The organism is Microcoleus sp. S28C3, assembly GCF_036700785.1.
In the GTDB taxonomy this organism is placed as follows: domain Bacteria; phylum Cyanobacteriota; class Cyanobacteriia; order Cyanobacteriales; family Microcoleaceae; genus Microcoleus; species Microcoleus asticus.
The window spans coordinates 1-10,783 of sequence record NZ_JAUBPO010000160.1 but is presented as its reverse complement, the minus strand read 5'-3'; the positions used below and the strand labels follow the sequence as shown (position 1 = coordinate 10,783).

At 44.6% G+C, this 10,783-nt stretch carries 9 protein-coding genes and 3 pseudogenes; 10 read left to right on the top strand and 2 right to left on the bottom strand.

Annotated elements, in window-relative coordinates; genetic code table 11:
• Positions 1-629: 629 nt before the first annotated feature.
• The 10 genes and pseudogenes from QUA13_RS32915 to QUA13_RS32910 all read left to right on the top strand — a co-directional run.
• Positions 630-804 (top strand): annotated as a pseudogene (locus tag QUA13_RS32915) (Uma2 family endonuclease); the annotation flags it as partial.
• An 836-nt stretch (positions 805-1,640) separates the two neighbouring features.
• Positions 1,641-1,913 carry a hypothetical protein gene (locus QUA13_RS29690; protein ID WP_333204343.1) on the top strand — a complete coding sequence of 91 codons (273 nt, stop codon included), beginning with the start codon at positions 1,641-1,643 and terminating at the stop codon, positions 1,911-1,913.
• A 1,081-nt stretch (positions 1,914-2,994) separates the two neighbouring features.
• Positions 2,995-3,150, top strand: coding sequence for a hypothetical protein (locus tag QUA13_RS29685; protein ID WP_333204341.1), 156 nt, complete (start codon positions 2,995-2,997; stop codon positions 3,148-3,150).
• Between the two features lie 230 nt (positions 3,151-3,380).
• Positions 3,381-3,782 (top strand): plasmid mobilization protein, encoded by a 402-nt coding sequence (locus QUA13_RS29680; protein ID WP_333204339.1) that lies wholly within the window; start codon positions 3,381-3,383, stop codon positions 3,780-3,782.
• A gap of 65 nt (positions 3,783-3,847) precedes the next feature.
• Complete coding sequence (locus QUA13_RS29675; protein WP_333204338.1) at positions 3,848-4,183, top strand: relaxase/mobilization nuclease domain-containing protein; 336 nt, start codon at positions 3,848-3,850, stop codon at positions 4,181-4,183.
• Positions 4,184-4,201: 18 nt separating this feature from the next.
• Positions 4,202-4,420: a hypothetical protein gene (locus tag QUA13_RS29670; protein WP_333204336.1), complete on the top strand. Its 219-nt coding sequence runs from the start codon at positions 4,202-4,204 to the stop codon at positions 4,418-4,420.
• A 180-nt stretch (positions 4,421-4,600) separates the two neighbouring features.
• Positions 4,601-6,265: pseudogene (locus QUA13_RS29665) on the top strand (IS1634 family transposase).
• A gap of 389 nt (positions 6,266-6,654) precedes the next feature.
• Positions 6,655-7,245: a ParA family protein gene (locus QUA13_RS29660; RefSeq protein WP_333204334.1), complete on the top strand. Its 591-nt coding sequence runs from the start codon at positions 6,655-6,657 to the stop codon at positions 7,243-7,245.
• Complete coding sequence (locus QUA13_RS29655; protein ID WP_172193367.1) at positions 7,242-7,487, top strand: ribbon-helix-helix protein, CopG family; 246 nt, start codon at positions 7,242-7,244, stop codon at positions 7,485-7,487. Before QUA13_RS29660 ends, QUA13_RS29655 begins: the two co-directional genes overlap by 4 nt.
• Positions 7,488-8,265: 778 nt before the next feature.
• Positions 8,266-8,442, top strand: a pseudogene (locus tag QUA13_RS32910) (DNA/RNA non-specific endonuclease); the annotation flags it as partial.
• Positions 8,443-8,503: 61 nt separating this feature from the next.
• On the opposite strand, the gene QUA13_RS29650 reads toward QUA13_RS32910, so the two are convergent.
• Both QUA13_RS29650 and QUA13_RS29645 read right to left on the bottom strand, forming a co-directional pair.
• Entirely contained in the window at positions 8,504-9,190 is a 687-nt protein-coding gene (locus QUA13_RS29650) for a site-specific integrase (RefSeq protein ID WP_333204332.1), read from the bottom strand.
• Positions 9,191-9,201: 11 nt separating this feature from the next.
• Positions 9,202-10,365 (bottom strand): hypothetical protein, encoded by a 1,164-nt coding sequence (locus tag QUA13_RS29645; protein ID WP_333204330.1) that lies wholly within the window; start codon positions 10,363-10,365, stop codon positions 9,202-9,204.
• Positions 10,366-10,783: the final 418 nt, after the last annotated feature.

Below are 10,783 nucleotides of genomic sequence, written 5' to 3'. Positions count from 1 at the left end.
CTTTAAGTCGGGGAGTTTTTCCATTCCTCGATCTAATGTCTATCTCGTCTTCTTGTCAAGGGGGTTGAGCAATTACGCCAAAACTTGGGTGAGAAAATTTGGGAATCGGCTCAGTTGTTTTTCTTTGGTTAAATTGTTATTCAATTTTACCATACAGGAGCAAAGCTTTGACTTTCCCAAGCTACACAAGTTTGGTGATTTTGAGCTAACACTCAATGGAACTACTGCTCGATCTAGCTTGGATTAATTTATGAATGATTTAGGATTGCTATATCATTCGTCCATAGGGGATTTACTGATCTAACAATGATGTACGCACTATCGTGTAAATCACGAGCTAAAAAATAACCGTAATTTTACTGATAGGTGCGATTATCGCGCACACTCAGAACAATATGTCAGTAATTAAGTAGAACCCCCTTTTGTAGCGTTAAACCTTGATGATAACTGTATCGTTCAAAAGTTATGAAAGTCTATTAATTGCTTCCACAGCTTTTGAGACGCATCTTATCTCTATAATATTTCCTCTCCCCTGCCTTTGTAAGTCGGAAAAGTCGGATCGGAAAGTCGGAAAAGTCGGATCTTGCATAATCTCTCGAACTCAGGTTCCTACAACTTTAGGGAACTGTGTAGGACTGTTGCAGGACAGCTATCAAAACCAGACAATGCTATGGCTGCGGTGGTGGGACACCGAGGGCAATTTGCTGCTGACAGGTGCAGAACGAGCCTCTAGAACCCAACAAGCACTTTTTGATAATTCCTCGGCTGTTGAGAATGGGATTGAATGCAGGGCAAGTGGGATAAGCCCTGGGTTTATCAGTAGAGTTCCTCAGGCAGCATTCCCAATCTTGATGCAGCTAAATTTGGCTTTCCCGCACAAGAATTGTGGATTCTCAATCTAGCAAACCTTGCAGTGCATCCGGCTATCGCCGGCACTCCCTAAAAAACCAAGGGCTCTCGTGGTCAGGGGGTAAATTTTTACCCGACTGTCAAGCTCTGCGAGACAACAACATTTTAGTCGATTGATTGTCAGGTTAGCCAGACAACAACATTTTGCCTTATTATCGAGGTCAGCCTTACACTCGTTTTCAGCCTCAACGGAGCGCAAAAACCAGACAGCCTAGCCTCAACTTTATTGCTTGCATAACGGCTGCTATGCTACAAAATCGCTTCTAAAATTTTAGCTGCCTGCCACTTTTCTCAGACTTCGTAAACTTGATTTTTAATTCAATTCAGATGCCGCAACTTGACTATTAAATCAATTCACATTTTGTTAAAAACGCTAAAAAATAGCTATTTTTTGCGTCAGCTAAAGTCAGGCATTTGCTGTACAAAATCAGGTAGTTGCTGTACAAAAGAGCGTGAGAATGCAGGCATTTGCCGGAACTGCACTCTACCTGTATTTACCCGAAGATGTCCGGCTTGCCGCTTGCATTTTACTGTTCCTTTACTGCTTTTTTGTGCAGGGACTGCCTTGGCCTGTTGAGACTGGTTATAGTTGTTCTCTCTCAGTAGCAAGCAATGTTTTTGCGATCGCAAACTGGAGTTTTACGTACACAAATAAAAACAATGCACCCTTATGAATGGGGAATCTTAGGTATCAAGGCGCTTGATTTTTACCCGCTCTTCGAGTGTGCCGATTGCTCACATTGCTCCTGCTGTTGTGGCGGTTTTTGTGGAGGCGATCGACGCCGGAAAAGTCACAACAGCCGATGTTGTGGCAGTTGTCGGCGAGGCAGAACTTGCCCGGTTCAAGCGGAGTGCCGCTCGTTGCCCCGTTTTTTGATTTCTTCGTGCTGACACGGAATGAACCAGGCGATCGGCTTGATGCGGTAACTCGATCGCCCGCCAGCAGACTTATCTGTTCGCGACTCGCACCGTCGATCGAAGCCGCCACCAAAAAAATTAGCTAATTTTTGTGTGCCCTGTCAGGCAAGTGTCTTATAAAACCAGGCATTTGCTGTACAAAAGAGCGTGAGAATGCAGGCTTTTGCAGGGACTGCACTTTACCTGTATTTACCCGAAAATGTCCGGCAAACACCTGAATTTTTCCCTCAACTTGCTGCTTTTTTGTGTCGAGCGTGTATTTGCCTGTTGAGGCAGGTTAAGGCTGTTCTCTCTCAGTAGCAAGCAATGGTTTTGCGATCGCAAACCGGACTTTTACGTGCAGACAAAAAATATCCACCCCCCATCAATATTGAGCATATTGCTTACCCGCAGTTCAAACCTTATTGATATGGAATAAGGAACGACTCGCGAGTGGCCACTGAAGCCCAAATGCCTCAATAAGAGCGGTAAGGTATGGGACAGAAACGGCGAACTATTTTTTTGTGGGAATGTATCAGCGATCGCTCTTTACGCCTAGAGATTGCTGCTTGTATTAATCAGGAGGTGAATTATAACCGCCATTAATAGGTGGGAGTCGAGCGACTGCTGTAAACCGACCGACTGTTGTAAACCGAGTCAGGGGGTAAATTTTTATCCGACTGTCAAGCTTTATGAGACAACAACAATTTAGCCGATTGCAAAGCGCGAGTCCGCAACAGCAATTTATGCGACTGTCAAGGCTGACATAACGGCGGCTACGCTGCCAATTTTTTCGCATTTCTGAAATTTGATTTTTAATTCAACTTGCCAAGCCACAACTTGACTATTAAATCAATTCAGTTTTGGTTAAAAACGCTAAAAAATAGCTAATGTTATGGAGCGTTAAAATCAGGGATTTGCAGTATAAAGTCAGGCGTTTGCAGTATAAAATCAGTGAGATTACAGGCATTTGCAGGGACTGCACTTTACCTGCAAATGCCTGTAAATATCCTGCAAATGCCTGCAATTTATGCCAAATTACTGCTTTTTTGTGCTGTTCGTGTCTTGACCTGTTGAGGCTGATTATAGCTGTTCTTTCTCGGTAGCAAGCAATGTTTTTGCGATCGCAAACCCTGACTAATTCGTGCTGACAAAAAATAATGCACCCTTATGAATGGGGCATCCTAGGTGTCAAGGCGCTTGATTTTTACCGGATATTCGACTGTGCCGATTGCTCACATTGCTCCTGCTATTGTGGCGGCTTTTGTGGCAGCACAGGCATCAATTGTCGCAACTTTCCCATTGCACTTGGGTAGCGCGATCGCCAAGGAGCTCTCTTGTTAACCAGCCATCGCCGTCAGACTTTTAATCGCCCTTCCACTGCGATCGCCTCAGTCGCTATAATTTATACAAACAAATTAAATTAAGTTAGAGTTGGGCAGGCATCAGTCTCTACTTTGATAAACCCTCTAATAGCCCTCTCCAGTTGGGGGGGATAAAATCACCTGATTAGCGGTTTTTAATTACAGTTGTTAACTTGTATCTTGGCAAGAGGTTTTTACTGATTAAAAACTATGAAAACTTTATCGGAAGTCAAACCTAGAGAGCTGCTATCCAACCATATTCACATTCGCCTCACTGACTCTGACTACAATCAAATTAAAGCAAGATCAGAGCAAGTCAATTTAAGCATGAGCGACTTCATACGCCGTGCAGCTTTGAGGAGAACCATGCCGCGCCCTCTAGCTGCATTTGACTTAAAAGCCTATCAAGTGTTATGCAAGATTGATGCCCAATTGAGAATTGCCGGAAACAACCTCAATCAAATTACTAAAGCTTGCAATAGTTCTGTGGCATTGGGAGAACCAGTGGTTGTCAATACAGGACTCTTAGAAAGCGTACAGCAACTCATTCGAGAAAATGGAGGTGCAATTAAAACTATGGTTGCAAACCTCGCCAAATCTACAGTACGCTAATTATTAACAAGCCTGGGCTTTACCGCCTGAGCAATCGATTCTATGCAACTGACAGCTTTTCGGTTATGATTGGCAAACAAATCAAAGGTACAGGCTTTCGGGGCTGTCTGAACTACGTGCTCGGCAAAAAACACGCCGCTCTAATTGGCGGTACTATGTGCGGACAAACTCCTGAAGAACTGGCTGCTGAATTTGCCATCGCCCGACAACTAAGACCTAACCTGAAAGTAGCAGTTTTTCACGCCACTTTATCTGTCGATAGCACCGAAAAACTAGAAGATTCTGAAGAAAATGACCAGCGCTGGCTGGCGATCTCCGTTTTTGTTTCAGATTCTGGGGCAAACAATGCGGTACGCGAGGAAGTCATCGCAAAAGTGGCTTTGGCAGCATGGGACGAATAGAGCAAATAGTTGCTGAAGGTGAAGGCGTTAAGGGTCGATCGCTCTGGCAGTGTAACTAAACATCAGATTCAAGATGCCGATCGTCCAATGGAACTTCAATGTTCGCATTTGCACGTTGCTGGTGGTTGTGCGCCAACCACCGATACCTTAAATCTAGTGGCTGCTGGTGTGGCAACCGATGCACGCGCTTCATTCCCAGTCAACAAGTGCCTGGAGACGAACGTACTGGAGATTTGAGAAGAGAATGCGATCGCTCTGGCTGCACTCCTGAGCGTAGAGCCCACATTCCGCAGATATTCAAGCAGATTTAATTTCAAATAAATTCAGAATTGCCAAGACCTCAAATGATTGTATAGCAATCATTTGAGGTCTTTTTAAAGTATAATAATTTGTGCCAGTATAGCAACCTTCAAAACTATGAAAAAGCCCTCTGAAGCTATAAATATCGTAAATTTAGACCCTGCAGGGAATAGTAGCGGGGATCATAGATGAAATGGAATTGGTAGAAGAAGTCAACAAAAAAGTGGGAATAAGAGTTAAACAAACTGTCAGCCCAGGACAAGTAATGAAAGCAATGATTTTGAACGGATTGGAATTTTTGAGCGCCCCAATCTACCTATTTGATACATTTTTCGTGGGAAAAGCAACACAACATCTAATCGGAAAAGGAATAACAGCCGAACAATTAAATGATGACAGAATCGGGAGAGCATTAGACAAATATTATCAAGTTGGAACGACAAAGTTATTCACAGCAATTGCCCTGAAAGCAGTGATAAAACTTCAAGTATCAATGAAAAGCGTTCATCTCGACAGCAGTTCAATATCAGTAGAGGGAGCATACAAAAACTGTCAGGAAAAGAGCCAGGAAGTTGATGCAGAATCTGAGGATACAGAATCTTCCATGAAAACCATAAAAATCGTTCATGGCTACTCAAGAGATCAAAGACCCGATCTCAAACAATTTATCATTGATACGATCGTAAGTGGGGATGGAGACGTACCATTGTATCTGAAAATAGATGACGGAAATGCCGATGATAAAAGTGTCTTTGTGTCAAGATTGAAAGAGTTTAAAAATCAGTGGACATTTGACGGAATCTGTGTAGCAGATAGTGCCTTATACACAGCAGAAAATTTGTCGGCAATGGCAGGAATGAAATGGATAACCAGAGTGCCGTTAAGCATAAAATCAGCTCAAAATAAAATCTGCAACATAGAAGATAGTGACTGGGAAGATTCTCAAATAAAAGGCTATAAAATAGCAGCCAGAACCAGTGAGTATGGCAACATCAAGCAAAGATGGCTAGTCATAGAAAGTGAAATCAGAAAACAAGCAGACCTTAAAAAAATAGTCAAACAAGTAGAGAAACAGTTAGAATCCGCCAAAATTTCGCTGCATAAGCTATCCAGGCAAGACTTTGCTTGTATTACTGATGCAGAAGTTGCAATAAAAAAGTTATCAAGCTCATGGAAATATCACCAAATAACAGAAATTAAATGCCAAGAAAAGCCAGTTAAAACAACAAAAAAAAGCTCAAAGAATCGAGCGATACACAGACAATAGTCTATCAAGTAACAGGTGAAATAGAACCCCGAATTTCAGCAATCGAAGCGGAAAAAGTCAAAGCTGGGAGATTTATATTAGCCACAAATATTTTAGAGCCTAAAGTAGTAAGCAATTCACAGGTATTATCGGAATACAAAGCGCAGCAAAGTAATGAGAGAGGATTTAGATTTATCAAAGATCCGTTATTTTTTACTTCCAGCGTATTCGTGAAAAAGCCGGAGCGAGTTGAAGCAATCGGAATGATAATGGGACTGTGTTTGTTAGTGTATAATTTAGCGCAAAGGAAATTGAGACAACAATTAGAAGCTACCAATGAGCAAGTGAAAAATCAGGTAAAGAAATTGACCGATAAACCGACAATGCCCTGGATATTTCAAGTGTTTCAGGCTGTGCACTTAGTGACGATAAATGGCTCGAAGCAGGTCAGCAATTTAACCCAAGAACACCAAGATATCTTGCGGCATTTAGGAGAGTATTGCTGTCAATACTATTTAATATTTTCAAGTGAATAACGATTGCGATAGAGGTGTAGATATTTGTGAATAATTTTCATTAATTAGTCAAGATAATTTGCTCTTGGCATAAGTTTCCTTGCTTCAAAATATGAGCAATCGCGATAAAATAGCAACATGAATATGTGAAAAAAAGCCAATTATTTCAACTTACTTAGTTTAGGTAAATTTGACAAGCTTCTGTAATGCTAAAACTGTATAATTTCAGCCTAAAAGCGTTTGGCTTCCAAGTTTTCACAACTGATAAAGAAATCCGACCCACATCTGCGGAATGTGGGGTAGAGAATATGGATGGCTTTTTCGAGAATCAAACATCTAAACATTCAATCATCTAGACATTCAGATGTTTAAGTTGTAGAATCTGGTTTATGAACTCAACAGGCTTACCTATGATTGTGACAATCGCCTCCTTTAAAGGCGGAGTTGGAAAGACTACCACCGCGCTGCACTTAGCCGCTTACTTGCAGACCAAAGCACCCGCGTTGTTGGTAGATGGCGACCTCAACCGCAGTGCCTTAGATTGGGCAGCTCGCGGTTCTCTCCCCTTCAAAGTGGTCGATGAAAAGCAAGGCGTGCGATATGCCAGGGATTACGAGCACATCGTCATCGACACGCCGGCACGACCTACCCTAGAAGACCTGAAAACTCTAGCAGAAGGGTGCGACTTGCTGATACTGCCCAGCTCTCCCGATGCTATGGCCCTGAGCGCTATGCTGCAAATGGTGGAAGCTCTCTATTCTCTGCAATCCAATTACCGCATTTTGCTTACAGTCATCCCACCCGCTCCGAGTAAAGTCGGGGCTGAATCTAGGGCAACAATCGAAAAAGCAGGATTGCCTATTTTCAAGTCTGATATCAGGAGACTGGCGGTATTTCAAAAAGCTGCCCTCGCCGGAGTTCCCGTAAGCGCCATCAAAGACCCTTATGCTAAAGCTGCTTGGGGGTGCTACACCGCTGTTGGAAAGGAGATACTGCCATGAGTCGCTTTGATGATTTACTGAAGGCCAAGAAACTCAAACCCGGTGAACCTGACCTCTCTCCCAGTGTGGCGCTATCCAAAAGCAAAGACCCCAACTTTGTCCGCACTACTGTTTACCTGCCAAAACAACTGCACCGCCAACTCAAATCCGCAGCAGCGCAGTCGGGTCAGGAAATGAGTGAGCTGGTGGAAAAATCCGTAGCTCAATACCTCCAGAAGTTCAATCCCGACGATAACATCTAAACATTTGGATGTTTGAATGTTCAAATGTTTCCTTCGGCGCCTCTGTAAAAACTAAGAACTTTCTTGTTGTGCAACTCGCCAACATTTTGCAGTACCCTGCATGAATCGTCTACCTAGCAACCGACTATTGCTCTGGTTCGTGACAACCCCCGTTCGCGAGCCCATTTCCTGTTTTCAGGTGAGCTCGCGAGCGAAAGTTCAACCTCGATAGAAAATCATAATTAAACGTTTAGATGTTTAGACATTTGAATATTTAAACATCTAAATAGCTAAACGTACAGAATCCGGTTTGGGGGAAGGTGTGCTGGATTCGTTCAGTTTAGTGTCAGGCTGCCGGGTTTGCTTGGCATTGACATGAGAATGGGAGCGACTGATAGTGAGGAAATTGTGGCAACTCTTGGCGATCGCCAAGAGAGTTGGTAGGGATGATCAGCGACTGCAATCTAACTGCGCCCTCACCGTCGTCTCAGCTTCCTCAAATTGGTCTTGAGAAACCAAAAGGGTGCAGCAACCCAAACCAAGCACCAGAGAACCACTCAGCGAGCGCCATTAATAACCGCAACTTACGTCTGGGCAATCCCAGTAATGCAGCTCCCAGTGTTGCCAGCATCGATAACTATTTAATGTTAATAATGAAGCCGCCGTACGTGCTTTCCCCCAACAGCAAAACTCACTCTGCCCACTGGGTTTCGTAGCAACTGAATCGCTCTTGGATTGGGGCAGCAGATCGCCGCCTTGACAACTTCCGCCTCAATGATGTGATGCTTGGTACAAAGTCCGCCCCAGCGATAACACTCTAAGCGGCTACAACAGGAGACACATTGCACCAAGCGCAGAGCGCACCCGCAACCTTGCAAATAACCACACTACCTTTTTAATTAGCAACATGATGCCCCAAATGCCTAAACTCAACAGACGTGCGTGGCGTGACTTGCATAAGTCCTGTTGTAATTGAAGTCAGAAAAACAGTAAAAAAAACCCCTGCACATCTGCAGGGGAAAGCGAATTACAGTTCGCTAGTCAGAAGTTGAGTCGGAATGCAAAGACTTCTGGACTAGCTTCATAACCGCTAACTGAATCGGTCGGTGCTTTTGCCCAGGGCTGCGGCGGTCGTAACTCGCCCGGAGAATCTGCGAGCTATGACCCATGCCATAAGCCAGAGAAGCAATGTCCGAGTCAGACGCTCCGTTATCCAAAAAATGAGTCGCAAAAATGTCCCGCAGTAAGTGAGGAGTCAATCGCTGGCCCGTCAAAGCATGAGCAGCATTACTGATATAGCTCGCCATACTGTCCTCAGCAAAAGGCGTGCCATTGTGCCGCACGAAAACGAATTCACCCACCGCCTCGAACTGCAAGCGACCCGGCCACAAACGCCTAACCTTATGCTCACCTGGTTTGAAAGCTGCTCCGCAAGAACGCCAACTCCCATCCGGCATTTTATAATAGCCATAAAGCCATGCTTCCAAATAATCGTAGAAACAGCGCCCGTCAGGGAACTGCACGTTGGGAATCTCCAAATCTTGGTGTCCGTAAGTCTCACCAGTTTTGTAAGACTCCGACGTTACATCCTTGAACCAGCGGCCATCCGGCGTCCTATAGAGATAACCGCAATTCCGGTCGCGGTTGCGACCCGTAGGCAGAGGCTGGTACAAACCGTCAGGAAGCACATCTACAGGCCGCTTTACAGGACACTCAAGAGCCATTTTTAACTCCCTCAACTCCTGCTGCCGCCGGGGGGACTATAGGTCAAACACCCCCAGAGCACGTAGCGCTGGAAGCTGTAAGCAGTCGCCTTCAGAGACCTCCCAGAGCCACACGCCAACTTCGGTTGGCACTCATCGCGCAGCGGTTCGACAATTAGTTCCAAAACCTCCGTCACATCCAGCCACTTCTTATCCACATCCGCCACTGGAACGTGATTTTTCAACTCCTTAGTGGCCAGTGACAGCCGTCGGCGCAGCACCTCCACAGCCGGCACTTCCCTGTAATCGCTAGAAGTGATTTCTTTGTGGTATTGGAACTTCGCCACCGCCAGCAGCGCACAGAGGTAATTCTTGCGAGTGTGGGGGCTTCTAGCACCCCGCTCCTCTATCAAAAAGTTGCAGAATTCGCAAACCCAGCGATCCACATAATCCCCTACCTTAGCAGCCATTGCGGCCGCAGCTTCCTTAGAAGCCGCATACTTGAGTTCAACCGGCGGAATTAAAGTATTCAAAGACAGCTCTTCCAACGGCACTCCTCGGTAGTAATGGAACCAGCCGAGCAAGTGAAAGAACAAGCGAATTTGGTTGCGGCAGGCTGTAGTTTTCACTGGGTCTTCTAACCTACCCGGCCAGTGGGCGGAGGTACGAAACTTGTAGAAATGTTCAAATTCAGCTTTTAACTTCTCTGAAACTTGCTCTGGTTGCAAACCGTAAGGTGGCAAAGCAGAGCGACTTGTCAGTAGCGTTTTCGCCATAATTCCATAGCCCCGACGGCGGCGACCCCCGCAGCAATCAACAGGTTTCTCAGGTAAGGTATTTCCCGGCCACCAGACTTCCTGACTAGACCAAGAAACAAGTTCCTTAAGTCGGCAGCTATAAACCTCCTTACTACTATCCGAGGGTTGCAGCAGTTCAAAAGCTTTTTCTTGAGCTTCTAAGGCAGTTGTGAATTGCTCAACGTTTATACCTTTTTTAAAGGTCGTTGCCCTGTCTCTTTCAACTTGCGTGGGCTTGCGACCTTTGAAAGGTTCCAAGCCCCATCCTGGCAAAGTGTAACGGTTGATAGCCGTTTCAGTTTGAGCGATAATTTCTTGCGCTTTCTTTTGCGGGTGCTTGCTCTGAATGTGAGTAGCATACAAACCCAGAATATCGGTCAGAAAGAGGTTCTTTTTCATGTTTATAAATCCTGCTAAAGGGAAACGGGACAAGTTTAGGTCTTGTGGAAGTGCTGCGAAGCTTTGAAAAGAGGCTTTCAGGAAATTGCTCTCATTCAAATAATAGTAAAAACTACAGTAAACCACAATTTTACTGTAGTTTTTAACAAGGGCGGCGGTCGGCTGTAAACCTTATATGGCAAGGCTTGTTTTTTTAAATCCCCGCTTTTTTTATAAATAAGTTTTTGGCTATTTATAACCTTAAAAAAGCTTAGGTAAGCCATAAGAGCTAACGCATTGCTATGCTTAGCAAGGTAGAAGCTCGACACCACACTCCAACCAATCGGCTGACTAAAACTAGCAAAACTGGCTCTTCTGGAGTCAAGGTGATAAGCAAAACTAATTAGAAAAGCAAGCTAATAGCCTCGCCCGAAAGTTA